The 26104-nt window shown below is 71.6% G+C and carries 22 protein-coding genes; 15 read left to right on the plus strand and 7 right to left on the minus strand.

The features are described 5' to 3' along the window. Positions 1 to 19: 19 nt before the first annotated feature. A complete protein-coding gene (locus tag OG965_RS23165; RefSeq protein WP_371653989.1) occupies positions 20 to 334 on the minus strand; it encodes an ArsR/SmtB family transcription factor in 315 nt (104 codons plus the stop codon). Between the two features lie 121 nt (positions 335 to 455). On the opposite strand from OG965_RS23165, the gene OG965_RS23170 reads away from it, so the two are divergent. Then, the gene (locus tag OG965_RS23170) at positions 456 to 1433 is read left to right on the plus strand and encodes a zinc-binding alcohol dehydrogenase family protein (protein WP_371653990.1); all 978 of its coding nucleotides are present in this window, start codon (positions 456 to 458) and stop codon (positions 1431 to 1433) included. A gap of 200 nt (positions 1434 to 1633) precedes the next feature. On the opposite strand, the gene OG965_RS23175 is transcribed toward OG965_RS23170, so the two are convergent. Beyond that, positions 1634 to 2722 (minus strand): DUF5937 family protein, encoded by a 1089-nt coding sequence (locus OG965_RS23175; protein WP_371653991.1) that lies wholly within the window; start codon positions 2720 to 2722, stop codon positions 1634 to 1636. Positions 2723 to 2820: 98 nt separating this feature from the next. Between OG965_RS23175 and OG965_RS23180 the strand changes: the two genes are divergently transcribed. Beyond that, on the plus strand, positions 2821 to 3048 hold the full coding sequence (locus OG965_RS23180; RefSeq protein WP_371653992.1) for a hypothetical protein: 228 nt from the start codon (positions 2821 to 2823) through the stop codon (positions 3046 to 3048). A 16-nt stretch (positions 3049 to 3064) separates the two neighbouring features. Here OG965_RS23180 and OG965_RS23185 read toward each other — a convergent pair whose 3' ends face one another. Further along, positions 3065 to 4279 carry a low specificity L-threonine aldolase gene (locus OG965_RS23185; protein WP_371653993.1) on the minus strand — a complete coding sequence of 405 codons (1215 nt, stop codon included), beginning with the start codon at positions 4277 to 4279 and terminating at the stop codon, positions 3065 to 3067. Between the two features lie 116 nt (positions 4280 to 4395). On the opposite strand from OG965_RS23185, the gene OG965_RS23190 reads away from it, so the two are divergent. The 10 genes from OG965_RS23190 (at position 4396) to OG965_RS23235 (ending at position 12579) form a co-directional block, all read left to right on the plus strand. Beyond that, positions 4396 to 5295 (plus strand): Rossmann-like and DUF2520 domain-containing protein, encoded by a 900-nt coding sequence (locus OG965_RS23190; RefSeq protein WP_371653994.1) that lies wholly within the window; start codon positions 4396 to 4398, stop codon positions 5293 to 5295. Continuing rightward, on the plus strand, positions 5292 to 6278 hold the full coding sequence (panC, locus tag OG965_RS23195) for a pantoate--beta-alanine ligase (protein WP_371653995.1): 987 nt from the start codon (positions 5292 to 5294) through the stop codon (positions 6276 to 6278). Before OG965_RS23190 ends, panC begins: the two co-directional genes overlap by 4 nt. Further along, the gene (locus OG965_RS23200) at positions 6275 to 8008 is read left to right on the plus strand and encodes an L-aspartate oxidase (RefSeq protein ID WP_371653996.1); all 1734 of its coding nucleotides are present in this window, start codon (positions 6275 to 6277) and stop codon (positions 8006 to 8008) included. Before panC ends, OG965_RS23200 begins: the two co-directional genes overlap by 4 nt. 2 nt (positions 8009 to 8010) lie before the next feature. Continuing rightward, a complete protein-coding gene (gene nadC, locus OG965_RS23205; protein ID WP_371653997.1) occupies positions 8011 to 9021 on the plus strand; it encodes a carboxylating nicotinate-nucleotide diphosphorylase in 1011 nt (336 codons plus the stop codon). A 3-nt stretch (positions 9022 to 9024) separates the two neighbouring features. Further along, positions 9025 to 9831, plus strand: a complete 807-nt coding sequence (locus OG965_RS23210; protein WP_371653998.1) for a type III pantothenate kinase — start codon at positions 9025 to 9027, stop codon at positions 9829 to 9831. Positions 9832 to 10155: 324 nt separating this feature from the next. Next, positions 10156 to 10737, plus strand: a complete 582-nt coding sequence (locus OG965_RS23215) for a hypothetical protein (protein ID WP_371653999.1) — start codon at positions 10156 to 10158, stop codon at positions 10735 to 10737. A 14-nt stretch (positions 10738 to 10751) separates the two neighbouring features. After that, positions 10752 to 10931, plus strand: coding sequence for a hypothetical protein (locus OG965_RS23220; RefSeq protein ID WP_344077233.1), 180 nt, complete (start codon positions 10752 to 10754; stop codon positions 10929 to 10931). A 147-nt stretch (positions 10932 to 11078) separates the two neighbouring features. Further along, the gene (locus OG965_RS23225) at positions 11079 to 11558 is read left to right on the plus strand and encodes a BlaI/MecI/CopY family transcriptional regulator (RefSeq protein WP_371654000.1); all 480 of its coding nucleotides are present in this window, start codon (positions 11079 to 11081) and stop codon (positions 11556 to 11558) included. 9 nt (positions 11559 to 11567) lie between these two features. Continuing rightward, positions 11568 to 12089 carry an amino-acid N-acetyltransferase gene (locus OG965_RS23230; protein WP_371654001.1) on the plus strand — a complete coding sequence of 174 codons (522 nt, stop codon included), beginning with the start codon at positions 11568 to 11570 and terminating at the stop codon, positions 12087 to 12089. 154 nt (positions 12090 to 12243) lie between these two features. After that, a complete protein-coding gene (locus OG965_RS23235; protein ID WP_371654002.1) occupies positions 12244 to 12579 on the plus strand; it encodes an Lsr2 family protein in 336 nt (111 codons plus the stop codon). On the opposite strand, the gene OG965_RS23240 is transcribed toward OG965_RS23235, so the two are convergent. Then, positions 12558 to 13205 carry an SCO3374 family protein gene (locus OG965_RS23240; protein ID WP_371654003.1) on the minus strand — a complete coding sequence of 216 codons (648 nt, stop codon included), beginning with the start codon at positions 13203 to 13205 and terminating at the stop codon, positions 12558 to 12560. The two genes, OG965_RS23235 and OG965_RS23240, sit on opposite strands and share 22 nt — an antisense overlap. 450 nt (positions 13206 to 13655) lie before the next feature. On the opposite strand from OG965_RS23240, the gene OG965_RS23245 reads away from it, so the two are divergent. Further along, a complete protein-coding gene (locus OG965_RS23245; protein ID WP_371654004.1) occupies positions 13656 to 16181 on the plus strand; it encodes an ATP-dependent Clp protease ATP-binding subunit in 2526 nt (841 codons plus the stop codon). A 73-nt stretch (positions 16182 to 16254) separates the two neighbouring features. Here the strand turns inward: OG965_RS23245 and OG965_RS23250 are convergent, their stop codons facing one another. Continuing rightward, on the minus strand, positions 16255 to 19368 hold the full coding sequence (locus tag OG965_RS23250) for an NACHT domain-containing protein (RefSeq protein ID WP_371654005.1): 3114 nt from the start codon (positions 19366 to 19368) through the stop codon (positions 16255 to 16257). Next, positions 19365 to 22562 (minus strand): NACHT domain-containing NTPase, encoded by a 3198-nt coding sequence (locus OG965_RS23255; protein WP_371654006.1) that lies wholly within the window; start codon positions 22560 to 22562, stop codon positions 19365 to 19367. The genes OG965_RS23250 and OG965_RS23255 overlap by 4 nt, the downstream gene beginning before the upstream one ends. Before the next feature lie 303 nt (positions 22563 to 22865). Between OG965_RS23255 and OG965_RS23260 the strand changes: the two genes are divergently transcribed. Next, positions 22866 to 23516, plus strand: coding sequence for a M23 family metallopeptidase (locus tag OG965_RS23260; RefSeq protein ID WP_371654007.1), 651 nt, complete (start codon positions 22866 to 22868; stop codon positions 23514 to 23516). A gap of 19 nt (positions 23517 to 23535) precedes the next feature. Here OG965_RS23260 and OG965_RS23265 read toward each other — a convergent pair whose 3' ends face one another. Next, positions 23536 to 24096: a TetR/AcrR family transcriptional regulator gene (locus OG965_RS23265; RefSeq protein ID WP_371654008.1), complete on the minus strand. Its 561-nt coding sequence runs from the start codon at positions 24094 to 24096 to the stop codon at positions 23536 to 23538. A 110-nt stretch (positions 24097 to 24206) separates the two neighbouring features. On the opposite strand from OG965_RS23265, the gene OG965_RS23270 reads away from it, so the two are divergent. Then, on the plus strand, positions 24207 to 25850 hold the full coding sequence (locus OG965_RS23270; RefSeq protein ID WP_371654009.1) for an MDR family MFS transporter: 1644 nt from the start codon (positions 24207 to 24209) through the stop codon (positions 25848 to 25850). Positions 25851 to 26104 lie beyond the last annotated feature (254 nt).

Below are 26104 nucleotides of genomic sequence, written 5' to 3' on the forward strand. Positions count from 1 at the left end.
CCGGTGGGGTGCGCGGTCCTCAGTCGCCGCGCAGGACCAGTGCGAGCAGCCCCGGGAAGCGCTCGTCGAACTCCTCGCGGCGCAGGCGGTTGACCCGCTTGGACCCGTCGTCGCGCTGCTCGACCAGCCCGGCCGCGCGCAGCACCGAGAAGTGGTGGCTCAGCGCCGCCTTGCGTACGGGCACGTCGAACGAGCCGCAGCTGCGGGTCCACTCCTGCGACTCGGCCAGCTCGCGCACGAGCTGGAGGCGGACCGGGTCGCCGAGCGCGTCCAGGGCCGTGATCAGGGGGACCTTGTCGGGGTGGGTGTGTTCGGGTGCCGCGCGATGGGTCATCGGTGTCCTTCCTCCTGGCCGGGCCCGGCGGTGCGCCCTTGCCGAGTGTTCGATACGGGTCGTACACTCTTGAGTGTTCGACATTCATTGAACACTTTACGTGTCGAGGGGGACCCACGTCATGCGTGCGATTCAGGTCAGCGAGCTGGGCGGTCCGGAAGTACTGCGGCTGGTGGAGGCGGAGGTGCCTCGGCCCGGTCCCGGTGAGGTCGCCGTCGACGTCGCCTACGCCGGGGTCAACTTCGCCGAGGTGAAGGCCCGTTCGGAGGGCTACCGGGTGCGGTCCCTGCCGTTCGTGCCGGGCCTTGAGGTCTCCGGGCGCGTACGGGAGCTCGGCGCGGGCGTCGAAGGGCTCGCGGTCGGGCAGGAGGTCGCGGCGATGGCCGAGGGCGGCGGCTACGCGGACGTCGCCGTCGTCGCGGCCGCCGCCGTCCTCCCGGTGCCACGGGGCGTCGACCTGCGCACCGCCGCCACGCTCCCCACGGTCCTGCCCACCGCGCACGCCCTCGTCCACGAGGTGGGGCGGCTGCAGCCCGGCGAGAGCGTCCTGGTCCAGGGCGCGGCGGGCGGCGTCGGCACGGTCGTGGGGCAGATCGCCCGGCTCGCGGGCGCGGGCGCCGTCTACGGCGTGGTGTCCAGCGAGGCCAAGGCCGCCTACGCACGCGAGCACGGGTACGACGACGCGTTCCTCACCGGCACCTTCGCCCAGGACGTGCGCCGGGCGACCGGCGGCCGGGGCGTGGACCTCGTCCTGGACCCGGTCGGCGGCGAGACGCTGCGTCAGGGGCTGGACGCGCTGGCCCTGTTCGGGCGGCTCGTCTCGTACGGGAACGCGGGCGGCGAGGAGCCGTGGCGCGTCGGGCAGCCCGAGCTCTACCCGGGCGCCCGCTCGGTCGCGGGCTTCTCGATCCTGGGCCTGGCGGCGACCGCGCCGGAGGCGCTGCGGGACCTGGCGGGCCGGGCGTTCGCCCTCGCGGCGGACGGCCGGGTCGAGCTGCCGGTCACCGCCGAGTTCCCCCTGGAGCAGGCGCCGGAGGCCCACCGTCTGATGGAGGGCCGCACGTCGACGGGGAAGTTGTTGTTGAGGGTGAGCGGCTGAGGGGCGGGCGGCTGTTTGGCCGGGTGCGGGTTGTCTGTGGCTGGTCGCGCCCACGCGGCGGAGCCGCAAATGTCACAGCCCCGCGCCCCTAAAAATGCCGCTGCGCGGCAATCCCCTGGGCGCCCCGCAGGGGCGCATCTTAGGGGCGCGGGGAACTGCGCGACCAGCCCACCACCGGCCCGCAGACAAACACGGCGCCGCTACCGCAGCACCCCCTCCAAGAAGTCGCTGCCCAGCCGGGCGACCACCGCCACATCCAGCTGATGCAGCACATACCGCCCACGCCGCTGCGTAGTAAGCAGACCCGCCTTCTTCAGCACAGAAAGATGGCGAGACACCTCCGGCGCGGAAATCCCGTACGCGTCGGCCAGCTCGCTCGTCGTGTACGCGCCCCGCGCGAGGCTGCGGCACAGCCGCATCCGCATCGGGTGCGCGACCGCCTCAAGGCGTGCCTTCACCACGTCGACGGGCGCGGCGCCGCCCAACTCGCCCGTCGGGACCGGGTACTGGATGACCGGCTGCCAGCCCGGCGCGTGCAGCGCGAACAGGTGCGGCCAGCCGAACGCGGTGGGGATGAACGTCAGGCCGCTGCCCGCCGCGCTCGTACGCCCGTGGGTCAGCTTGTCCACGACGATGCGGCTGCCCCGCTCGTCCTGTTCGAGGGCGACGGCGGGGGAGACCGCCGCGACCGCCTCCGCCAGGCCCTTGTGCTTCAGGAGCTCCGTCTTGTGCCGGGCGTCGGCGGCCAGTTGGACCCGGACGCGCTGCCAGGTCTCCCCGAAGAACGCGGCGTCGCAGTCCTCGAACAGCCTGCGTATCCACGCGCGCGCCCCCGGCGGGTCCAGCAGCATCCGCTTCACGAAGGCGGCCTGGCGCGGGCCGCGCGCGGCGGCGAGGTCCAGGGCGCGGTCCCGCATCCGCGCGTCGACCAGCGGGGACGGCGCCCCCGCGTTGTAGAGGCTCGCGCAGGAGATCTCCAGCGCCGCCGCCACGTACTTCTCGTCGTCCATGCGGTCGAGGTCGTCCAGCTCCTCGGCCAGCGTCGCGCGGGGCCGCGGCGGCAGCAGGATGTCCGAGCGGGTGGACCGCCACAGGAAGTCCGCCTCGTGCAGCCGGTCGGCCAGCTCCGGCTTGAGCCCGGCCGCCGTGGTGGTGGTCCAGCCGTGCAGCCGGGCGTGGTGCGCGGGCTCGGAGAGCGCGTGCAGGGCGGCGCCCAGCTCGGCCAGCGGAGAGGGTCCGAAGACGATCCGCTCCTGCGGCAAACCCGTGATGTCGACGCACACGCTCATGCGCCCATGGTGCACCGCCCCACTGACAGCGGCCCCGTCGTTTGACGTCCCTGGTCAATCGGCGCGACGGACGGCCGGGACCGGCGCAGCCTGGATGCATGGACGCCATCCAGCAGCACATGCTCGACACCTATCGCACGGCCCGGCTCCAGGAGCCGCCGCCCCCGCTGCCGGGCACGCACGACGTGCGCACCCTGCGCGAAATACGTGACTACCGGCGCTTCGAAGCGGTCCTCTCCGGCCGCCTCGCCCACGGCCGGCTGCGCGCGGCCCTGGCCCGCCTCCTGCCCTCACCCCGCCACCACCGCACTCCGGCCTGCCGCTGAGCGACCTCTCGCGGCCCTACCCCAGCCTCCGTACGAACTCCGCCACCGCCTCCCGTACGTCCCGCGCCGACCATTCGAGGCCCGGCTCCGTCACCGTCAGTTCGGTGCACGAGACCCCGGGCGGGCCCGCGGACGCGGGGAACCAGCGGCGGAAGAGCGTCACGCCCGTCTCCTCGGACTGGCCGAGCCCGGCGTCGTCCAGGGCATCCGCCCCGTACGGCAGCCACACATGGAACTGGTGGGTGTGCGGCACCTCCGGGTTGATCCGGAACCACGGCACGCCCGCCTCGGTGAAGCCGTCCGCCAGCCCCTCGGCCACCACGCGCGCGTGGGTGACGTACGAGGAGAGCTTCGGCAGCACCCGGTCGAGGCCGACCAGCGCCGAAAGGGCCGCCGGATACTGCTGGAAGAGCTGGCCCCCGTACCGGTGGCGCCAGGTGCGGGTCTCGTCGACCAGCGACTCGGGCCCCACAAGGGCGGCGCCGGACAGGCCCTCCAGGGTCTTGTAGTACGACACGTAGACGCTGTCCGCGAGCTGCGCGATCTCCTCCAGCGGGCGGTCGAAGTGCACGGCGCACTCCCACAGGCGTGCGCCGTCGAAGTGCACCACCGCGTCCCGCTCCCGGGCCGCCTCCACGACGTCGGTCAGCTCCTGCCAGGTGGGCAGGACGAACCCGGCGTCGCGCAGCGGCAGCTCCAGCATCAGCGTGCCGAACGGCTCCTCGAAGTCCCGTACCTCCTGGGCCGTGGGCAGCCGGGGCGCGGTCGTCGGGTGGACCGTGCGCAGCCCGCTCACCGCACCGAAGGCGCGCCGCTCGTGCACCTCGGGGTGGGCGAGCGGGTGCAGCGCCACCGTCGCGTTCCCGGTGCGCCCGGCCCAGGCGCGCAGCGCCGCTTGCTGTGCCATGGTGCCGGTGGGGAAGAAGGCGGCCGCCGGGAAGCCGAGCACGTCGGCGGTGCGCCGCTCCAGCTCGGCGACCGGGCCGTCGCCGTAGAAGTCCGGCATCTCGGTGGTGTCGTACACCGCGTGCGCGTCGGTGGCCAGCGCGGTCAGCCGCTCGCCCATGCTGAACTCGCCGGGCATCCGGCACAGGGTGCGCTCCGAGGCGCGCCAGGCCGCGATCCGGCGCAGACGCGCGTCCTGCCCGCCGCCGTCGCCGCCGGGGGCGGTCCCGTCCGCGTCGTCCTCGATCCGGCCGTGCCGGTCGTCCCAACCTTGCTGATCTTCCATGTGCCGATCATCGCCCACAGCCTGTGGACAACCACAGGGGTTATGGGGGCTGGGCGTAGCATGACGGGGAAATCGTCCGGTACCCCTCGCGGACTGGAACGGAAGGCCCCCGCCGCGTGAACGCACAACCAGAAACCCGCCCAGCCCGCCTCACCGTCGGCGTCGTCGGTGCCGGCCGGGTCGGCCCCGCCCTCGCCGCCGCGCTGAAGCTCGCCGGGCACCGCCCGGTGGCGGTCTCCGGCGTGTCGGACGCCTCCGTGCGCCGGGCCGCCGCCCTGCTGCCGGACGTGCCCCTGGTGCCGCCCGCCGAGGTGCTGGCCGCCGCCGACCTGGTGCTGCTGACCGTCCCCGACGACGCCCTGCCGGGCCTGGTGGAGGGCCTCGCCGAGACCGGCGCGATCCGCCCCGGCCAACTGCTCGTGCACACCTCCGGGCGGTACGGGACGGACGTGCTCGCGCCCGCCACGCGCGCGGGGGCGCTGCCGCTGGCCCTGCATCCCGCGATGACGTTCACCGGGACCGGCGTCGACGTCCAGCGCCTGGCCGGGTGCTCGTTCGGCGTCACCGCGCCCGAGGAGCTGCGGCTCGCCGCGGAGGCGCTGGTCATCGAGATGGGCGGCGAGCCCGAGTGGATCGAGGAGCAGAACCGGCCGCTCTACCACGCGGCCCTCGCCCTCGGCGCCAACCACCTCGTCACCCTGGTGGCCCAGTCCATGGAGCTGCTGCGGCTGGCCGGGGTCGCCGCCCCCGACCGGATGCTCGGCCCGCTCCTGGGAGCGGCGCTCGACAACGCGCTGCGCTCCGGCGACGCGGCCCTGACCGGCCCCGTCGCGCGCGGGGACGCGGGCACGGTCGCGGCGCACGTCGCCGAGCTGCGCAAGCACGCCCCCGGCACGGTCGCCGGATACCTCGCCATGGCCCGTACGACCGCCGACCGGGCGCTCGCCCACGGCCTGCTGAAGCCCGAGCTCGCCGAGGACCTGCTGGGCGTGCTCGGGGACGGAGAGAACCGATGACCCTTCTGGTCCGCACCGCCGCCGAGCTGGCCGCCCTGGAGCGCACCGGCCGCCGCGCCGTCGTCATGACCATGGGCGCGCTGCACGAAGGGCACGCCACCCTGGTGCGCACCGCGCGCGAGAGCGTCGGCCCCGAGGGCCAGGTCGTCGTCACGGTCTTCGTGAACCCGCTGCAGTTCGGCGCGGGCGAGGACCTCGACCGCTATCCGCGCACCCTGGACGCCGACATCGAGCTGGCCGGGCACGCGGGCGCCGACGCCGTGTTCGCGCCCTCCGTGGACGAGGTCTACCCCGGCGGAGAGCCGCAGGTCCGCATCACCGCGGGCCCGATGGGCGAGCGGCTCGAAGGCGCCTCCCGCCCCGGCCACTTCGACGGCATGCTCACCGTCGTCGCCAAGCTGCTCCACCTCACCGCCCCCGACCTCGCCCTGTTCGGACAGAAGGACGCCCAGCAGCTGGCGCTGATCCGGCGCATGGCGCGCGACCTCAACTTCCCCGTGGAGATCGTCGGCGTACCCACGGTCCGCGAGGCCGACGGGCTCGCCCTCTCCAGCCGCAACCGCTACCTCTCGCCGGCCGACCGCACCACCGCGCTTGCGCTGTCGCGCGCGCTGTTCGCGGCCCGCGACCGGCTGACGGCCGAGCACGCGCTCCACGCGCGCGCCGCGGCCACCCACGCCTCCTCCGGGCGCGCCCTGGCGCTCTCCCGGATCGGCGAGGCCCGCGCGGCCGCCGACGCGTACGCGGTGGAGGCGGCGGGCCCGTCCCCCGCGGTCGTGCGCGCCGCCGCCCAGAGCGTCCTGGACGAGGCCGTCAAGGCGGAGCCGCCGCTGGCCCTGGACTATCTGGCACTGGTCGACCCGGCGACGTTCGGCGAGGCCGGGGACGGCTTCGCCGGTGAGGCGGTCCTGGCGATCGCCGCGCGCGTCGGCACCACCCGCCTGATCGACAACATCCCGCTGAACTTCGGAGCCCCCGCATGACCAGGACGAACGACGGTCCGGCCCGGACCGGCATACGGCTGGACGCGCCCGCCCCCGGCTGGTCCATCGACGCGGACGTCGTGGTCGTCGGCTCGGGCGTGGCGGGCCTGACCGCGGCGCTGCGCTGCACCGCCGCCGGGCTCACCACCGTGGTGGTGACCAAGGCGCGGCTCGACGACGGCTCGACGCGCTGGGCGCAGGGCGGCATCGCGGCGGCCCTCGGCGAGGGCGACACCCCCGAACAGCACCTGGACGACACGCTGGTGGCGGGCGCGGGCCTGTGCGACGAGACCGCGGTGCGCACCCTGGTCACCGAGGGCCCGGACGCGGTGCGGCGGCTGATCGCCACCGGCGCCGCCTTCGACACCGACGACTCCGGCGCCATCTCGCTGACCCGCGAGGGCGGCCACCACCGCCGCCGCATCGCCCACGCGGGCGGCGACGCCACGGGCGCCGAGATCTCGCGCGCGCTGGTCGAGGCCGTCCGAGAGCAGGCCGTACGGACCATCGAGAACGCGCTCGTACTCGACCTGCTGAGGGACGACGACGGGCGCACCGCGGGCATCACCCTGCACGTCATGGGCGAGGGCCAGCACGACGGCGTGGGGGCCGTCCACGCCCCCGCCGTGGTGCTCGCCACCGGTGGCATGGGCCAGGTCTTCTCGGCCACCACCAACCCGCCGGTCTCCACCGGCGACGGCGTCGCCCTGGCGCTGCGGGCCGGCGCCGAGATCTCCGACCTGGAGTTCGTCCAGTTCCACCCGACCGTGCTCTTCCTCGGCGCCGACTCCGAGGGCCAGCAGCCGCTGGTCTCCGAGGCGGTACGGGGAGAGGGCGCCCACCTCGTCGACGCCTCCGGAACCCGGTTCATGCTCGGGCAGCACGAGCTGGCCGAGCTGGCGCCCCGCGACATCGTGGCCAAGGCGATCACCCGCCAGATGCAGGTGCGGGGCACCGAGCACATGTACCTGGACGCACGGCACTTCGGCGCCGAGATGTGGGAGCAGCGCTTCCCCACCATCCTCGCCGCCTGCCGCTCCCACGGCATCGACCCGGTCACCGAGCCCATCCCGGTCGCCCCGGCCGCCCACTACGCCTCCGGGGGCGTCCGCACCGACCTGCACGGCCGCACCACGGTCCCGGGGCTCTACGCGTGCGGCGAGGTCGCCTGCACCGGCGTGCACGGCGCCAACCGGCTCGCCTCCAACTCCCTGCTTGAGGGCCTGGTCTTCGCCGAGCGCATCGCGGCCGACATCGCGGCGGGCGGCCACGCGCGCGTGGCGGCTCCCCAGGACGCCGCCCACCGCGTCCCCGAGTCCGCGCCCACCTGCCCGCTGCTGGTCCCCGAGGCCCGTATCCAGATCCAGCGGATCATGACCAACGGCGCGGGCGTGCTCCGCTCCGCCGACAGCCTCGCCGGGGCCGCCGTCCGCCTGGAGGAGATCCGGGCCGATGCCGACGGCGCCGACGAACGCAAGGCCGCCGAGCCCGGCGTGGACGCGTGGGAGACCACCAACCTGCTGCTCGTCGCGCGCGTGCTGGTCGCCGCCGCCGCCGCCCGCGAGGAGACCCGCGGCTGCCACTGGCGCGAGGACCGGCCCGACCGGGACGACGCGGACTGGCACCGCCACCTCGTCGTACGAGTGACGCCGGACCGTACGCTCGACGTCCGCCGTACCGATTCCGCAGACTTCCCCCCGACAGTCGCCGACGCCCCCAGGGAGCCGTAACCGTGAGCACCCCCGACGAACACCGTCCCGAGCCGGTGGACGTACCGCTGATCCAGATCGGCGTCCCCGCGAGCGGAGGCGGCTGCGGCGACGACTGCGGCTGCGGCGACGAGGACGTGTACGAGTGCGGCCTCGACCCCACGCTGGCCGCGCTGCTGGCCGAGGCGGGCCTGGACCCCGTACAGGTCGAGGACATCGCGCACCTCGCCATCGAGGAGGACCTCGACGGCGGCGTGGACGTGACGACCGCGGCGACCGTCCCCGAAGACGCCGTCGCCACCGGCGACTTCACCGCCCGCGAGGCCGGTACGGTCGCGGGCCTGCGGGTCGCCGAGGCGATCCTGTCGATCGTGTGCACCGAGGAGTTCGAGGTCGAGCGGCACGTCGCGGACGGCGACCGCGTCGAGGCGGGCCAGAAGCTGCTGAGCGTCACCACGCGCACCCGCGACCTGCTCACCGCCGAGCGCAGCGCGCTCAACCTGCTGTGCCGCATGTCCGGCATCGCGACCGCCACGCGCGCGTGGGCGGACGCCCTGGAGGGCACGCGCGCGAAGGTGCGCGACACCCGCAAGACGACGCCGGGGCTGCGCGCCCTGGAGAAGTACGCGGTGCGCTGCGGCGGCGGCGTCAACCACCGCATGTCGCTCTCCGACGCGGCGCTGGTCAAGGACAACCACGTGGTGGCCGCGGGCGGCGTCGCCGAGGCCTTCAAGGCCGTACGGGAGATGTTCCCGGAGGTGGCGATCGAGGTCGAGGTCGACACGCTCGACCAGGTCGGAGAGGTCCTGGAGGCGGGCGCGGACCTGATCCTGCTGGACAACTTCACGCCGGAGCAGACCGCGAAGGCCGTCGAACTCGTCGCCGGGCGCGCCTTCCTGGAGTCCTCGGGCCGCCTCACCCTGGAGACCGCGGCGGAGTACGCGGCGACGGGCGTCGACTACCTGGCGGTCGGCGCGCTCACCCACTCCTCACCGATCCTCGACATCGGACTCGATCTGCGCGAGGCGGCGTAACCGATGCTGCTGACGATCGACGTAGGCAACACGCACACGGTCCTCGGCCTGTTCGACGGCGAGGAGGTCGTCGAGCACTGGCGCATCTCCACCGACTCGCGCCGCACCGCCGACGAGATGGCGGTCCTGCTCAACGGCCTGATGGGCATGCACCCGCTGCTCGGGGCGGAGCTGGGCGACAACATCGAGGGCATCGCGATCTGCTCGACGGTGCCGTCGGTCCTGCACGAGCTGCGCGAGGTGACCCGCCGCTACTACGGCGACGTCCCGGCGGTCCTCGTCGAGCCCGGCATCAAGACCGGCGTCCCGATCCTCATGGACAACCCCAAGGAGGTCGGCGCGGACCGCATCATCAACGCGGTCGCGGCGGTCGAGCTGTACGGGGGCCCGGCGATCGTCGTCGACTTCGGCACGGCCACGACGTTCGACGCGGTGAGCGCGCGCGGCGAGTACGCGGGCGGGGTGATCGCCCCCGGCATCGAGATCTCGGTCGAGGCCCTCGGGGTCAAGGGCGCCCAGCTCCGCAAGATCGAACTGGCCCGGCCGCGGGCGGTGATCGGCAAGAACACGGTCGAGGCGATGCAGGCGGGGATCGTGTACGGGTTCGCCGGGCAGGTCGACGGGGTCGTGACCCGCATGGCCCGCGAACTGGTGGGCCCGGGCGGGGACCCGTCCGACGTCACGGTGATCGCCACGGGCGGCCTGGCCCCCATCATCCTGGGCGAGGCCAACGTGATCGACGAACACGAGCCGTGGCTGACGCTGATCGGCTTGCGCCTGGTGTACGAACGCAACATCTCCCGCATGTAGCCCCCGGGCCCGGTGGGGGCTGGTCGCGCAGTTCCCCGCGCCCCTAAAAATTCAGCCCCTCCGGCGTTTGAGGAGCGGGGTCCGGGGCGGAGCCCCGAAGCGGGGTGCAGGGGCCGCAGGCCCCGCGAAAGGGGTCCGGGGGCCCCGCCCCCGGGAAACGAGCCTCCGCCCCCACCCACCCCCGGAGGGTTAAGGGAACGGGCGGGGTGGGGAATTCGACCCCCGCCGCAGACACAACGCGCCCACCAACCCCCATTAAACGGATTTTGTCCATTTAGGACGTATTGTCGGGTCATGCCCACGCCTTACGGATCCCGCGGCGGAATGGCCTTCAGCGCAGACGAGCTGCGTGTGCTCCGACGTGCCCTCGCCGTCGCCCTCCACCCTGCCCCCCTCGCGGACACGGACGTCCAGGACTGCCTGCGGCTCGCCGGCTCCGTGGACGAGGCCGTGCGCGAGGCGAACCGGCTGCACGCCTTTCTGCTGGCCGATCTCGCCCGCTACCGCACTGCCCTGCCCGGCTCCGCCCCGGGCTTCCTGGAGCTGCTCCAGGACGCTCTGGCGGCCGGTTACGACCCGACCCCGGACGACCTGGCGGCACTGCGCGGGCTGCGCGCGCTGCCCGTGGCCGCCGCCCTGCTCGAACGGTGCCGGCGGCTGGCCGAGCACTCCGTACGGGCGCGGCTCGCCGCCGTGACCCCGGGACCGCGCACCCGGCTCCTCGCCCTGCCCGGCGGGCGCGCCGCCGCGCAGGACCCGAAGCAGCCCAGACCCCAGCCCAAGTCCGAGCCCGCCCGGCCGCAGCCCAAGGCGCCCCGCCCGGACCGGCCCATCCCCACCCCCGGCGAGGTGTTCCCGCCGCGCCGCAAGCCCCTGCCCCCGCCCGCCGCCCGCGCCGCCGGGTAGCTACTCTGGTCGGCATGGACTACGTTTCCGCGCTCCTTCCCCCCGTGGTGATGGCCGTCTTCTTCATCGGGCTCATCGTGACGATCGTCAAGAGCCAGGGCGGCCCCAACAAGGGCAAGGAGGACGCGGCCGTGGACGCCGCGCTCGCCCGAGCCGAGGCCGCCCAGCAGCGGCCGACCACCGGCCAGGCCTGACCGCGACAGAGCCTGCGGCCTCTCCCGGCCGCACGGCGCGTTTCACGCGTCAAGGGCGCGCGACCCATATCAAGGGCGCGCGCCCTTTTTGCTGTTCACCACCGTAAATAACCAGCCATTCACGACATCTCCCACTATGGTGCAGATGTGCCTCGCCAATTGGGAGAGCTGGAAGACGCCGTCATGACGCGCGTCTGGCAGTGGAACCGTCCGGTCACCGTCAGGGAAGTACTGGAAGACCTTCAGCAGGAACGGTCCATCGCGTACACGACCGTGATGACCGTAATGGACAATCTCCATCAGAAGGGCTGGGTGCGCCGGGAAGTCGACGGACGTGCCTATCGATATACCGCGGTCTCCACCCGGGCCGCCTACGCGGCCGCACTGATGAACGAAGCGTGGTCGCAGAGCGACAACCCGGCCGCCGCACTGGTCGCCTTCTTCGGCATGATGTCGCCCGAGCAGCGCGAGTCCCTGCGCGATGCCGTACGGATGGTGGGACCGCCCGAGGACTCCCCGGATCCGGCCGATCCGCCACCGTCCCCGGAAGCCGAGTCCCCGCAAGAGAGCGCACAACCCGCACAACCCGCAGAACCCGATGGGACCGGAGACGGGACGGGGCGATAGCGTCCGGTCATGTCTTATGCCCCCGCAAATGCCGTCAGCGTCCGCCGGGCCAGGACCAGCGATGTCCCGGCGGTCCGCCGCCTTCTCGACGCGTACGTCGGCGCGGGGATCCTGCTCGACAAAGCGACCGTGACGCTTTACGAGGACATCCAGGAGTTCTGGGTCGCGGAACGCGACTCCGATGCCCGGGTGGTCGGCTGCGGCGCGCTCCACGTGATGTGGGAAGACCTCGCCGAAGTGCGCACTCTCGCGGTGGACCGCGAGTTCAAGGGCGCCGGAGTGGGGCATCTGGTGCTCGACAAGCTGCTGCAGACCGCCCGCTGGCTCGGGATCCGCAGGGTTTTCTGTCTCACCTTCGAAGTGGACTTCTTCGCGAAGCACGGCTTCACCGAGATCGGGGAGACTCCGGTCGACACAGATGTCTACAGCGAGCTGCTGCGCTCGTATGACGAGGGTGTCGCCGAGTTCCTGGGTCTCGAACGAGTGAAGCCGAACACCTTGGGTAACAGCCGGATGCTTCTGCACCTGTGATCGCGGGAACCCGGTGGAACCCGGCAGAGCCCTATGTCCGAATCGCGCACGTTTCCCGCTGTGCAAGGTCCCTGAACCTCTGCCGGGGGTTTGTGTTTTCCAGGGAAAAGCGGTTTCCTTTCCGCGTACTGCATTTTCGATGAAAGGAAATCCGGTGGCACAGAAGGTTCAGGTCCTTCTTGTCGATGACCTCGACGGCGGCGAGGCGGACGAGACCGTGACGTTCGCTCTCGACGGCAAGACCTACGAGATCGACCTCACCACCGCCAACGCGGACAAGCTGCGGGGTCTGCTCGACCCGTACACCAAGAGCGGGCGGCGCACCGGTGGCCGTGCCGCCGGCGGCCGGGGCAAGAGCCGCGCTGTCGCGACGGGCGGCCAGGACACCGCCCAGATCCGCAAGTGGGCCAAGGAGCAGGGCTACAGCGTGAACGACCGCGGACGCGTCCCGGCCGATATCCGCGAGGCCTACGAGAAGGCCAACGGCTGAGTTCCCGCGTTACCCGACCTCTTCGCGCCGGCCCTCTCCCGGGCATGCGCGGAGCCGGTTACCGATTTCGTGGGGAACAAGCGGGCCCGGTGGCATTCCGTCGCCGCCGCGTCCACCAGCCGGACGAGGTCGGGGGTGCCCCCACCGCCCCCGTCGCCCTTCGGTCCGGCGAATCCGGTGAAAGCCGGAAGGGTTGCTTCTACCTCGCACCCCGGCTCGGGAGGCCGCAGCCACACGGCGGTCTCCCGCGAGCCGTCCCGATCGGGCGGCACACTCCAGCCGGTCGGTACGGGAGCGGTGATCCGGCCGCCGGCGCCGATGGCCGACAGGTCCAGGGCGACCCCGCCCCACTCCAGCCAGTCGAGCAGCCCCGGCAGCTCCTCCGCGCTGCCCGCGGCGACCAGGAACCGCATCCGGCGCCCCACGAGGGCGACGGGGCCCGTGCGTCCGTACCGTCCCAGCAGGGCGGCACCGGCCGGCGCCGGGAGGTCGAGCACGTCGAAGCGCAGCCCCGTCAGGAGCCGCACCGGCGGTCCAGGCACCACGGCCCAGCCGAGCTCCCGCTCGTACCACTGGACGAGCGGACGGCCGAGCGGGGCTCGGGGGCAGGGCACGGTGAGGGCCATGTCCGGAGCAACTCCTGAAACGCCCCAGGGTTACGCAGGGTTTCCGGACGGGTGCGTTCCGTAGGCACATCGGGGGCGCGCGGGAGCATTCGGCGGCGCAAGTGTGTTCGCCCGTAGCTGAGGGAACCGGGGCGCGCCGCATGGACTGTCAGTGCTTACGGGTAAGACATTCCTAGTGGGGAGGGGCGAGAAGCTCGCCGGGCCGTCTCGCGTTCGCCATCGGCGTACTGGAGACAGGGGTATCTGCTTGGCCTGCGGGAACATCGTCTCGCACCATCGAGTTGGAGCAGTTGTCGACTGTTCGGCAGCAAGTTTCCCCGCCTGGGCGGGGGTGATCGGGTCGGATGTCGGCAGTTGGAATGAGCTGTCCCGTCCCACGGGACTAGCATGCGGAAGGACAGGGAGGGGACCGACCCCTTACTGCCCGACCGCTCTGAGGAGCGATTAACGATGTTCGAGAGGTTCACCGACCGCGCGCGGCGGGTTGTCGTCCTGGCTCAGGAAGAAGCCCGGATGCTCAACCACAACTACATCGGCACCGAGCACATTCTCCTGGGCCTGATCCATGAGGGTGAGGGTGTCGCCGCTAAGGCCCTGGAGAGCCTCGGGATTTCTCTTGAGGCGGTCCGCCAGCAGGTGGAGGAGATCATCGGCCAGGGCCAGCAGGCCCCGTCCGGTCACATCCCCTTCACTCCGCGTGCCAAGAAGGTCCTGGAGCTGTCGCTCCGCGAGGCCCTCCAGCTCGGCCACAACTACATCGGCACCGAGCACATCCTGCTCGGCCTGATCCGCGAGGGCGAGGGCGTCGCCGCCCAGGTCCTCGTGAAGCTGGGCGCCGATCTCAACCGGGTCCGGCAGCAGGTCATCCAGCTGCTCTCCGGCTACCAGGGCAAGGAAGCCGCCACCGCGGGCGGCCCGGCCGAGGGCACGCCTTCGACCTCCCTCGTCCTCGACCAGTTCGGCCGGAACCTCACCCAGGCCGCTCGTGAGTCCAAGCTCGACCCGGTCATCGGGCGCGAGAAGGAGATCGAGCGGGTCATGCAGGTGCTGTCCCGCCGTACCAAGAACAACCCGGTGCTCATCGGCGAGCCCGGCGTCGGCAAGACGGCGGTCGTCGAGGGCCTGGCGCAGGCCATCGTCAAGGGCGAGGTGCCCGAGACCCTCAAGGACAAGCACCTCTACACCCTGGACCTGGGCGCGCTGGTCGCCGGCTCCCGCTACCGCGGTGACTTCGAGGAGCGCCTGAAGAAGGTCCTCAAGGAGATCCGCACCCGCGGCGACATCATCCTGTTCATCGACGAGCTCCACACCCTGGTGGGTGCGGGCGCCGCCGAGGGCGCGATCGACGCCGCCAGCATCCTGAAGCCGATGCTCGCCCGCGGTGAACTCCAGACCATCGGCGCCACCACGCTGGACGAGTACCGCAAGCACCTGGAGAAGGACGCGGCCCTTGAGCGCCGCTTCCAGCCCATCCAGGTCGCCGAGCCGTCGCTGCCGCACACCATCGAGATCCTCAAGGGTCTGCGCGACCGGTACGAGGCCCACCACCGCGTGTCCATCACGGACGAGGCGCTGGTCCAGGCCGCGACGCTGGCCGACCGGTACATCTCGGACCGCTTCCTGCCGGACAAGGCGATCGACCTGATCGACGAGGCCGGCTCCCGGATGCGCATCCGCCGGATGACCGCGCCGCCGGACCTCCGCGAGTTCGACGAGAAGATCGCGGGCGTGCGCCGCGACAAGGAGTCGGCCATCGACTCCCAGGACTTCGAGAAGGCGGCCTCTCTCCGCGACAAGGAGAAGCAGCTGCTCGCCGCGAAGGCCAAGCGCGAGAAGGAGTGGAAGGCCGGCGACATGGACGTCGTCGCCGAGGTCGACGGCGAGCTCATCGCCGAGGTCCTCGCGACCGCGACCGGCATTCCCGTCTTCAAGCTGACGGAGGAGGAGTCCTCCCGTCTGCTGCGCATGGAGGACGAGCTCCACAAGCGCGTCATCGGCCAGAAGGACGCCATCAAGGCGCTCTCCCAGGCGATCCGGCGCACCCGTGCGGGTCTGAAGGACCCGAAGCGCCCCGGTGGCTCGTTCATCTTCGCCGGCCCGTCCGGCGTCGGTAAGACCGAGCTCTCCAAGACGCTCGCCGAATTCCTCTTCGGCGACGAGGACGCGCTGATCTCCCTCGACATGTCGGAGTTCAGCGAGAAGCACACGGTCTCGCGCCTCTTCGGTTCCCCGCCCGGATACGTGGGTTACGAAGAGGGCGGCCAGCTGACCGAGAAGGTCCGCCGGAAGCCGTTCTCCGTCGTCCTCTTCGACGAGGTCGAAAAGGCCCACCCGGACATCTTCAATTCCCTGCTCCAGATCCTGGAGGACGGTCGCCTGACCGACTCCCAGGGCCGGGTCGTCGACTTCAAGAACACGGTCATCATCATGACCACGAACCTCGGCACCCGGGACATCTCCAAGGGCTTCAACCTGGGCTTCGCCGCCCAGGGCGACGTCAAGTCGAACTACGACCGGATGAAGGTCAAGGTCAACGAGGAGCTGAAGCAGCACTTCCGCCCCGAGTTCCTGAACCGTGTCGACGACACGGTGGTCTTCCACCAGCTCACCGAGGAAGACATCATCCAGATCGTCGACCTCATGGTCGCCAAGGTGGACGAGCGTCTGAAGGACCGCGACATGGGCATCGAGCTCAGCGCGGAAGCGAAGTCGCTCCTGGCGAAGAAGGGCTACGACCCGATCATGGGTGCGCGCCCGCTGCGCCGGACGATCCAGCGCGAGATCGAGGACATCCTCTCGGAGAAGATCCTCTTCGGCGAGCTGCGCCCGGGCCACATCGTGGTTGTCGACACGGAGGGCGAGGGCGAGGCGAAGAAGTTCACCTTCCGCGGCGAGGAGAAGTCCGCGCTGCCGGACGTCCCGCCGATCGAGCAGGCGGCAGGCGGCGCCGGCCCGAACCTGAGCAAGGAGGCGTAGCCTCCGCAGGCTCGCCTTGAGGGGCTGCCCTGGTCCGTACGGGACCGGGGCAGCCCCTTTTTCGTGCGTACGGTCAGAGGGGGCGGCCGTTCACGGTGACGGTCACTCCGGTCAGCGTGCGGAGGGCTTTGCGCTCTTCACGGCTCAGCTCCGGTCTGGTGAGATCCGTGAGATTCAGCGTTTCCAGCGAGGGGAACGGCCGGGGCAGGTGCCGGTAATCGACGACGGTGTTCGACACGTTCAGATGGACTGTGCGGATCTGCGGGCAAGGTGGGCCACTGAGGAGCTCCGACGGAATGCCCACCTTGAGGTCCAAAGACGTGAGCCTCGGCATTCTCGCCACCTGAGCGAGGAGACCGGCCGGGTCCGATGCCCCCTGCGCCGACAAGCGCGACAGCCCCTGCCATGCATCCAGCCCGCTCGGATCTCCCAGCACGCCCACGTACAGGTCCGTGACTCCGATGTGCACTGGTATCGCTGCCAAGCCGATGGCTCCCATTCCGATGAGGTGGAGGGATTCGAGGGCTGTGAGCTCTGTAAGAGCGGAGAAGTCTTCGAGGATGGAGCAGTGGGCAACGGTCAGCCGACGAAGTCCATGGACACCACGGAGGAAGGAAAGGCTGGACACGGCACCGTTGGACCTCATGCCTACGGAGCGCAGAGTCAGGTTGCTCAGGGGACCGGTCAGTTCCTCGGTGGTGAAGTCCCCCGTGATGGACACATCTTGGACGGCCGGGAGACGGCGAAGCTCTTCCAGCTGGTCTTTCGATGTGATGCGCAACGGGATGCCTGCCCATGAGATCTGCGAGAGCACCTCGCGCGCGTATGCGGCGGTGGGGTAGCGATCCCATGCGCTCGCGAACTCATGCGCCGCCACATGACCGTGAGAGGCCCAGGCGCGCGCGTAGGGGATGGCTTCGCCCCCGCCGATCCTGTTGATGAGCGCGGCAATACCGCCCGACCCGGATGAATAGGCCTCGATGGCATCCGGCATGGGCAACTGCGGGAGCAGAGCAGGGCCGAGTCGAGCCAGTAAAGAGATCATGGATGAACGCGTCGGTGGCAACAGGGCCGCGATGCTCCGTTTCACCCGTTCGCTGGTCTGCTCGTCGAGCCACGCCGCGTGCTGGGCGCAGAGTGCGGCGAGTACATGGGCGTCGGAGGCCCGTTTCCCCCCTGCTTTCAGCAACCCATTGACCAGAACCGGCAGTTGACTGCGCCCGCAATGCCCCGCCGCCAGCAGAATGACGTCCTGCCACTGTTCCTCCGTGGCGTGCTGGACCAACTCCTTGATGTGGTCGTCCTCCACCAGCTCCTTCGCCGCCAGGAAGTCCTGGAACGTGCGGTGCGTGAACTGGTAGACGTCGAGGCCGCGTTCCTGGAGCAGGCCGCTGCGGTTGAGGAGGTGGCGCAGGACCGCCTCCGGGGTGCCCTGGTCCCGTACGCGCTGCATCCCCGGCAGGGCCCGCAGGATCTGAAGGCCGGCCTGTTCCGCCGTGAACTCCGTCTGCCCCTCCCGCACCAGCCACACCGCGATCCGCTGGAGCAGCTGCGTGGACTCCTCCACCGTGAGGGTGATCCGCTCCGGCGCGCCGACCTTGCGGCGCTCGTCGCGGTTGCCGAGGAGCATGCGCAGGGCCGACTGGTACAGGTCCCAGCGGGTCTTCGGCAGGAAGCCCTGGCGCAGGCGGTGCAGGGCGCAGATGACCGCGCAGAGCAGGGGCGTACGGGCGAGGGCGGCCAGTGCCGCGTTGGTGCGGAACTGGTGGGCGAGGTCCCGCTCCAGCTCGTCCAGCGGCTCGTGCGGGTCGCTGTCAAGCCGGGCCGCCCGGTGCCAGGCGGTCACGAACGCCTGGATGTCCTCGTCCCGCATCGGCAGCAGCCGCAGCTCCTCGAACTCGGCGCGCCGCAGCCACCCCGGTTCCACCGCGAGGGGGCGCACGGTCGCCACGCACCGCACCCGTGGGTAGCGCTCCAGGAGGAGCGAGAGCCAGCGGTGGGCCTCCTCGCGGTCGTCCTGGGGGACCTCGTCGAGCCCGTCCACGAGCAGCATCGCCCGCCCGGTCTTCAGGACCCGCGCCGCCCAGCCCTCCGGCGCCGCGTCGATCGCCAGGCGTGCGGCGTCCGGGAGTTGCCCGGGCAGCGGATACGCGCCGCCCTGGGCGCGCAGGGTCCGCAGGGGGACGACGAACGGCACCAGGCCGTTCAGATCGGCCAGTTGGGGTCCAAGGGTGCCCGCCGCCGCGTGTGCGGCCAGCCACCACACCAGGGTCGTCTTGCCCGCGCCCGCCTCGCCCCGCAGCAGGACGCGCGGGCGGGAGGCGAGCAGCGCGTCGATGCGCTGGGGTGCCCCGGCGTCGGGAAGGCCGGGCGCGCCGGGCCCCTTCGGCTGTGCCTCCAGGCTCAGATACGCGGTGTCCAGGTCCCACTCGGCGTCGTGCCGGTTCAGCTCGTCGAGCCCGAAGATCCGGGTGCGGCGGTACTGGGCGCGCAGGGCCTTGGCGTACTCCTCCTCGTACGCCATGTCCTCCGCGTACTCGCCGGTGACCTCGGGAAGCGGCGTCACGGGCGCGCCGTAATCGGCGCACCCGTTGGTGAAGTCCTCGTGTGTGACGAGGGCCGCCATCGGTACGCACTCCAGGCGCCGGTGGCCGCGCCCCTCGGGCACCTTCCTGACCAGGCCGATCACGGTGTCGCCGCCCGTGAACACGGGCGCGCCGGACAGCCCGGCGAGCGGGGAGCCGCCGTCGCGTCGCTCGGTCGCGGGCGGGCGGTCGAACTCGAAGGTCATCGTCTGGCGCATGCGGCCCGCGACGGGCAGGACGGTCCCGGTGAACTGGTCGAGGTCCAGCCGGTTGCCGTCGTACCGCTGGATGTCCGGGAACCCGATGATCTCGCAGTAGGGGAGCGGCCGTTCGGAGGCGACCCTGCCGAGGCGGGCGCCGGTGGGCCGCGAGAGCCGCCCCCAATCCGGTTGGCACCACAGCAGCGCGGCGTCGAGGACCCTGTTCTGCCAGACCAGATGGCACATGGTCTCCCCGGCCAGCCCGGGGACCGCGACCGTCGCCCTGCTGTCCAGCCCGAGGTGCGCGCAGGTCAGCACCAGCTCGGGGCCGATCAGTACGCCCGTGCCCTGCATGGCGCCGAACACGGCCACGACATGGCGGGAGCCCTGGAAGCCACTCACGACACCTCCACCCCACCGTCCAACACCTCGACCCCCTCCGGAAGCCGGTCCATTCCGGTCACCGTGTGGCTGGACTGGACGTTGATCTGGAGCAGCGTCGGCGGGGCCGCGAGCTGACTGATGTCGTACTCCCGCTGGTACGCCCAGAGGTTCAGGACGTGCAGGCGCGGGAAGAGGTCCGCGAGCCGGGCGAGGGCGGCCGGTGGCACGTGGTCGATCAGGTAGACCTGGAACACGGACGGAAGGGCGAGCCCGGCGGGTGCGGCGGACAGTGACGTGCCCGTCACCTGCAAGGTGCGCAGCCGGGGGATACGGGCCACCTCCTCCCACTCCTCGGTGCTCTCGGGGCTGCTCCACGGCCCGAGGTAGAGGCCGGTCAGGGCCGTGGTGGACCGGGCCAGGCCACGTAGGTCGCCCGCCGCCGACCCGCTGATGTCGAGGGACTCCAGCGGGGCCGCCGCCGGGAGCGCGGCCGGCGACCAGCTCAGCCGGTCGCCGGTCAGGCCGAGTGCGCGCAGCCGGCGCAACGTCGTGAGCGGGCTCAGGTCCGCGTTGCCGATCCTGTCCAGCGAGAGCTCTGTCAGCGGCATGTCGCGCAGGGCCGACAGGTCCGTCAACCGGGGGCAGTCGTGCACGCTCAGGTCCGTGAGCGGGTGCGGGCCCGCCAGGAACGACAGGTCCTCCAGGGTCGGGTTCTCGCGCACCCGCACCCGGGTGAGCGAGGCCTCGGCCGCGTACGCGCGCAGTGCCTGGGCCGAGACGTCGCCGCGCGCCTCCAGTTGCGGCCGGGTGCCGAGTGCCCGCAGGGCGCGCAGCTGCTCGTCGGAGGTGACGGTGAAGAAGATGTCCTCGGGGTCGAGCCCGGCGATGACCTCGTCCGCGTACTGCTGGGTGTCGAACCGGCCCCAGGACCAGACGAGCTGGGCCCTCACCCGCCGTGCCGGGTGGCGGCCGAAGCGGGCCAGGAAGGCGATCGCGCGCTCCGACTCCACGTGCGAGGCGGCGGTGACGACCAGGTCGGCCGTGTACTTGTCCAGCCCGTCGGGGCCCGGCAGCAGGTCGAGGATCATCGGGCCCGCCGCCGCGAGCGCCCGCGCGGCCACCAGGTCGCGCGGCGGGATCAGCGCGGCCGTGCGCCGCTCCACCTCGGCCCGTACCTCGGCGGCGAGTTCGGGCGCGTGCTCCAGGCAGGTGGCCGCGAGCAGGTGGACGCGGGTGCGCGCGAGCGTGCCGGAGTGCGCGTCGCCGTACTTCAGCAGTTCCCCGAACAGCTCCACGCGCTCGCGCGGGCGCGCGTGGGCGACGGCCATCCGGATGACGTCCTCCCACTGGTCGTCGCCGGAGTGGGCGACGAGCAGCCCGAGGTCGCCGGCCTCCACGGCGGCCCGCGCGCCCAGGTAGTCCTGGAAGGTGCGGTGGATGAAGTCGACGGTGCCGGGGGCCGGTTCGCGCAGCAGGCCGCTGCGGTGCAGGAAGTGCTCGAAGACGGCCCGCGCGTCGCCGAGCTCGGCCAGCTCCGGTACGGAGGGGAGCAGCTCCGCGATGACCGTCTCGGCGCGGGTGCGGTCCATCTCGGTGCGGCCGTTGCGGATCAGCCAGTACGCGAGCTGCTGGAGCAGCTGGATCTGCGGCTCCTGGCGGCGCTCGGGCACCCGCATGTCGCGCTCGCGGTCGCGGCGGATCAGCAGCATGGAGAGCGCCGCGTCGTACAGGTCCTTGCGGCCGTACGGCAGGAAGCCGCGCCGGTCGCGGTGGAGGGCGCAGATCAGGCCGCACATCAGCGGGTTGGTGGCCAGGCGCCCGAGGTCCGGCTTGGCGCGCACGGCTTCGAGGAGCTGGCTCTCGTACGCGGTTAGCTCGCCGTCGTCGTCCGCCCCCGCCCGCGCCGCCGTGTGCCAGCGCCGGACGAACGCGGCCACGTCCGCCGGGCCCATCGGGCAGAGCGTGAGCTCGGTGAAGTCTTCCTCGCCGAGCCAGTCCTCGCCCACCGCCGAGGGGCGCGAGGTGACCAGCCAGCGGTTGCCGGGGTAGGCCTCGATCAGATCGCTCAGCCACGCCCGGGTGTGGGCGCGTTCGGCGTCCGGGATCTCGTCGATGCCGTCGACCAGGAGCAGACCGCGCCCGTCCTCCAGGACCCTGGACTCCCAGCCGGGCGGCTGCTCGCCCGCCAGCGGGGAGCCGACGGCGGCCAGGAAGTCCTTGGGCGCGGGCAGCCGTGCGCCGTGGCGGGTGAGGGTGCGCAGCGGCAGGACGTAGGGGATGCGGTCGTAGAGGTACGCGGTCCCGTGGTCGAGGTCGTCGCGCGCGGCGGACAGGGCGAGCCACTGGACGAGCGTGGTCTTGCCGGAACCGGCCTCGCCGCGCAGCAGTACGCGCTCGTGGTCGGCGAGTACGCGGTCGGCGGGGCGGGGAGCGAAGTCCTCCTCGGTGCTCACGGCGCCCGGCACCGGCGCGCGCTCATCGCGCGTGCGCCACGGCCTGGCGGCGCGCCCCACCACCTCCAGCCTCAGATACGCGGTGTCCAGGGGCCACTTGCGCGGCGAGTTGGCGAGATCGATCCCGTAGATCGTCAACTTGCCGTGCTTCTTCGCCAGATGCGCCAGATAGCGCGCCTCGAACTTCCCGTCCTCCGCGCCGGGTCGCGGTGTCCGCGCGATCAACTCGTCCATACGGGCGATGAGTTCGCCCTGTCGACGGCTCTGCTCGACGAGGGTGGCGGGCACGAAGGTGGAGCGCTGGGTGAAGAAGTTCAGGATGTGCAGACAGGCGGTGTCGAGCAGGCGTACGTAGAAGTGGGTGGCGTCGGCGGAGAGGTGGCGCTCGGGGTGGTCGCCCGCGCGGCGCAGCTCGCGGGCGAGTTCCCGGTGGCCCAGGGCGACCGCCTCGGCGTCGCTGAGGGTGAGCTCGCCCAGTGCGTGGAGCGTCCGGGCGAGCGCGTCGGCCACGGCCCGCTCCTCGTCCGCCGGGACCGGCCGTTCGCCGGACCGCAGGGCGGCTCTGACGAGCTTGGCGGCGAGGGCGCGCAGATCCGCCTGGCCGAGCGTGCGCTGCTCGCCCCGGAAGGAGACGTACGACGAGATCCGGACCGGTCGGTCGACCAGGCCGGCGCCGGCCGGTTCGGCGGTGAACAGCTTGCGGATCAGCGGGGTGACGGCGGCGGACGCGATTTTGGCGGTGAGGAGTCCGGGTTCCACGACGCGCCAGCGTAGCCGTGGTCGCGGGACCTTGGTCCCGAAATGGAAGGACTTAGGTCCCGCCGAACGGGCGCGCCCGGTGACAAGGCGCACAGGCCACCGACGGTCTACTACGGCCGATAGCAGCCCATGACCGGTGCCCGGGCCGAATTCCACCGGTGATCGTTACGGCTTTCGTTAGTAGATGGGTGTTTTGGGGCGGGATGGGGGTGTGGGTTACCAAGGGGTGCAGCCCGGCGCGCCACTCGTGTGCCGGGCCTGTTCACGCCCCGTCCCTGTCGTCCACCCGGAGGATGTCCCCGCATGTCCCAGCGCTCCGCTTCCCGCACCCCCCGCCCGACCGTCCTCCGTCTCTGCGCCGCCGCCGTGGGCGCGGGCCTGGGAGCGACGGCCCTGCTGGGTGCCGGGACGGCCGCCGCCGCCGACAAGGCGGGGGCCCCGGGGCTGGCCGGTGCGGCCGCTTCCGTCGCCGCGCAGGCCGACGCGCAGGCCAAGGCGGCGACGCAGGCCGAGAAGGCGGCGGCCAAGAAGGCCGTGGCGTGGGTGGACCCGGTGGACACGTACAAGCTCAGCGCCACCTTCGGCACCGGCGGCTCGATGTGGGCGCACAAGCACTCCGGCCAGGACTTCGCGGTGCCGATCGGCACCGCGGTCAAGGCCGTGCACGCGGGCACCGTCGTCAAGGCGGGCCCGGGCGGCGGCGGCGACGGCCCGGCGTACGGCAACGCCATCGTGATCCGGCACGCCGACAACACGTACTCGCAGTACGCGCACCTGTCGCGGATCGACGTCCGCATCGGTCAGACGATCTCGACCGACCAGCGGATCGCGCTCTCCGGCAACACCGGCAACTCCAGCGGCCCGCACCTGCACTTCGAGATCCGTACGACGGCGAACTACGGCTCGGCCGTGAACCCGGTCGCGTTCCTCCGTACGGCGGGCGTCACGGTCTGACGGCCGCGCGACGGAGGGACTAACTCGCGCCGCTGTGCGCCTGCGTAACAAGATCGATGGCGACTTCGAGGATGGCCTTGCGCCTCTCCTCGGGGTCGCCTTCTAGGTCCTTGAGGGCGTGCATGCCGACGTGCATGGAGAAGAGCGCGGTGAAACAGCGGATCTGGTCGGTCAGGGGCGCGCCCGGGTCCTTGATCAGCTCGACCATCGCGAGGACGCGGTCCTTGAAGTTCTCCCCGATGGACAGCTCGCGGACGGTGGCCTGGTTCTCCTGCATGAAGCGGAAGAGCGGGGCGGCGTCGGTCAGGGCCTCGCTGTAACGTCGCAGAACCTCGATCTTGGATTCCAAGGTCTGGGGCTGCGTCTTGCCCCATTCGAGAAGTTCATCCATCGGCCGGGTGAGGTCCTCGAAGAGGCTCACCAGGATGTCTTCCTTCGTTTTGAAGTGGTAGTAGAGCGCCGCCTTGGTGACGTCGAGCCGCTCCGCGATCTCGCGCAGCGAGGTCTTCTCGTACCCCTGCTCACCGAAGAGCTCCAGGGCCACGTCCTGGATGCGCTGGCGGGTGTTGCCTCTGGCCATCGAGCTCTCCTGAAAACTTACTTGACGCCCGGCTAGTAGGGGGTCTACTTTCCCCAGTGTAGTAGTAACTAGCCGGGCGGCAAGTAAGTGTGGGGCAGGGAGTGGGAGAGATGGCACAACAAACCCAGCCGGAGGCAGGTTCAGCCGCGGCTCCAGAGGGCGGGCCCAAGCAGCGCAGCGTCCGAGTGGTCCTGCTGGCCCTGATGATCGCGATGCTCCTCGCGATGCTCGACAACATGATCGTCGGCACCGCGATGCCCACCATCGTCGGTGACCTGGGCGGCATGGCCCATCTGTCCTGGGTGGTCACCGCGTACACCCTGGCCACCGCGGCCTCCACGCCCATCTGGGGCAAGCTCGGCGACATGTACGGCCGCAAGGGCGCCTTCCTCAGCTCCATAGTCGTCTTCCTGGTGGGCTCCGCTCTCAGCGGCATGGCCCAGGACATGGGCCAGCTGATCGGCTTCCGGGCGATCCAGGGCCTGGGCGCCGGCGGTCTGATCGTCGGCGTCATGGCGATCATCGGTGAGCTGATTCCGCCCCGGGAGCGGGGCAAGTACCAGGGCATGATGGCCGGTGTCATGGGCATCGCCATGATCGGCGGCCCGCTGGTCGGCGGCTCCATCACCGACCACCTCGGCTGGCGCTGGTCCTTCTACATCAACCTGCCCCTCGGCGCGGTCGCGCTCGCGATGGTCACGGCCGTCCTGCACCTCCCGAAGAAGAAGTCCAAGCCGAAGATCGACTACCTCGGTACGGTGCTGCTGACCATCGGCATCACGTCGATCGTGCTGGTCACCACTTGGGGCGGGACGGAGTACGCCTGGGGCTCGGCCCGGATCATGGAGCTGATCGCGCTGGGCGTCGCGTCCCTGGTCGGCTTCCTCTTCGTCGAGACGAAGGCGGCCGAGCCGATCGTGCCGCTGCACATCTTCCGCAGCCGCAACTTCTCGCTGATGGCGGGGATCGCGTTCATCACGGGCTTCGTGATGTTCGGTGCGGTCCTCTTCCTCCCCCTCTACCAGCAGTCGGTACAGGGAGCCTCGGCCACCAACTCGGGTCTGCTCCTGCTCCCGATGCTGCTGTCGATGACGGTCGTCTCCCTCTTCGCGGGCCGGGTCACGACCTCCACGGGCCGCTACAAGGCGTTCCCGATAGTCGGCAGCGTCCTCATGGTCACAGGCCTCTACCTCCTCTCCACGATGGACACGGGCACCACGCGGCTGACCTCCGGCCTGTACATGGCGGTCCTCGGCGCGGGCATGGGCTGCCTGCTCCAGATCACGATGCTGGTGGCGCAGAACAGCGTCGAGATGAAGGACATCGGCGTCGGCTCCTCCACGAGCACGCTGGCCCGTACGCTCGGCTCCTCCTTCGGCGTGGCCATCATGGGCGCGCTCTTCAACAGCCGGGTCCAGGACGGGATGGCCGCGAAGGGCGGGGCCGGGGTCACCCAGCAGTCCGCCCAGCTCGACGCGGCGAGCCTGGCGAAGCTGCCGGTGCAGCTGCGGGAGGCGTACCAGCACGCGGTGTCGTCCGGTACGCACGGGGCGTTCGTCCTGGGCGCGGCGGTCGCGCTCGGCGCGGTGGTGGCTTCGCTGTTCGTGAAGGAGGTGCCGCTGCGGGGGGCGGGCCCGAAGCCGGACGCGGCCCCGGCCGACGCCTCGGCTCCCGCTCCGGCGGAGGTGGCTGACGGCTCGACTCCGGCCGACACGGAGACGGCTGCGCCGCCGGCGGTACGCGAACGAGTCTGACCCGCTTCTCTCCACCACGAAGGCCCCCCGGACACTGTCCCCCGGGGGCCTTCGTGGTGCCCGGGGGGTAGGTCCCCCACCCCGCCCCTTCCCGAAAGCCCTGGGCGGGCGGCCGGGTGGTGGGCTGAGGCAGGGGGGGAGGGGATCTCCTGGGGGCTACGCCCCCAGACCCCCAAGCGGGGGCTCCGCCCCCTGCACCCCTGGCGGGGCTGCGCCCCTGCACCCCTGGCGGGGCTGCGCCCCTGCACCCACCC

Source organism: Streptomyces sp. NBC_00224, assembly GCF_041435195.1.
Lineage (GTDB): Bacteria > Actinomycetota > Actinomycetes > Streptomycetales > Streptomycetaceae > Streptomyces.